1 protein-coding gene is annotated in these 1,366 nt (G+C 77.5%); it reads left to right on the top strand.

Annotation, left to right across the window (positions count from 1 at the left end; translation table 11 throughout):
* Positions 1-673 precede the first annotated feature (673 nt).
* Positions 674-1,366: protein phosphatase 2C domain-containing protein (locus GWI24_RS44440; RefSeq protein ID WP_308344298.1), on the top strand; the 693-nt coding region annotated here is incomplete at its 3' end.

The following is a 1,366-nucleotide window of genomic DNA, read 5'->3' as shown; positions in this document are numbered from 1 at the left end:
TGGTGCAATTCCGCCCTCCGAAGGGCGCGGGGGTTCCGGTGCCGGACCGGGACGTACGGAACCGGGTGCCCCATGGGGCGGCAAGGGAGCCGGTGCCGCACGGGGCGGCGCGGGTTCCGGGGATGCGCAGGGCGGCGCGGGCTCCGGGGATGCACCCGGCCGCGCGGATCCAAGCGACGCACCGGGACGTACCGGCCCGGCGGGTGCACCCGGACGTAGCGACTCGGGAAGCGCGCCGGAACCCACAAGCCGGGGGAACGCGCCGGAACCCACAAGCCGGGGGAACGCGCCGGAACCCACAAGCCGGGGGAACGCGCCGGGACCCACGAGGCCGGGGAGCCCGCCCGGACCCGCAAGCCCGGCGGGTCCACCTGGACCCGCAAGCTCGGCGGGTGCACCTGGACCCGCAAGCTCGGCGGGTGCGCCCGGACCCACCAGCCGGGGAAGCTCACCCGGACCTACGAGCCGGTCGGGCGCGTCGGGACCGACAAACCCGGCGGGTGCGCCCGGACCTACGAGCTGGTCGGGCGGACCTGGGCCCACGAGGCCGGGGAGCGAGCCCCGACGCACCGGTCCGACGGGTGCACCCGGGCCCACCACCCCGGCCGGCCCACCCAGGCGCGCCGGGGTGTCCGGGCCGCCCTCGCCGTCGTCGGGTCCGCGTGGTGCCGGGGTGCCGCCTCCGCCGGAGGCCGCGTTGCGGGCCGATCCGTCGCGGCCCTGGCGGGCCGCGGCCGCCTCGTACGTCGGGGACGAGCCGCCCACGTACGAGGCCGAGCCGACCACGCTTCCCGTCGCCGATCCGGAGGATCTCCGGGACGTGGTCCCCGACACCGTGCTGGAGGGCGCCCGGTACGGCACGCTGACGCTTCGGGCCGCATCGTTGCGCGGGGACGCGGCCCGTTACCGGGGTGAGCTGCGGCGCGATGCGCTGCTCGCGGTGCGGTTCGGGACCGGGGACAGCGCCCTTCTCCTCGTGGCCGTGGCGAGCGGGCAGCGGGCGGCCCCGGGGGCGCATCGGGTGGCGCGTGAGCTGTGCGAGTGGATCGCCGGGGCGGTCGGCAGCAATCAGGCCCGGCTGACGGAGGACATCCACACCGCCAACCGCGGCGCCCTCAGCTCCGGGCTGCATCGGCTCACCGACCGTGCCTACGGGCGGCTGCGCGCCGGTGCGACCGTACGCGGCCTCGCCCCCGCCGACCACACCGCCTCGGTGCGCTGTCTCCTGCTCCCGGCGCATCCGGCCTGCCGTACCCGGGTGTTCTTCGGCGTCGGCGACGGCGGGCTCTTCCGGCTGCGGGACGGCGCCTGGCAGGACCTGGAACCAGCCGGGGGCGAGCGGGACACCGTCGGCGGACCCGTCATC

This window comes from Streptomyces sp. MK37H, assembly GCF_018035285.1.
GTDB lineage: Bacteria > Actinomycetota > Actinomycetes > Streptomycetales > Streptomycetaceae > Streptomyces > Streptomyces endocoffeicus.
This window is presented reverse-complemented; position numbering and strand designations above follow the sequence as displayed.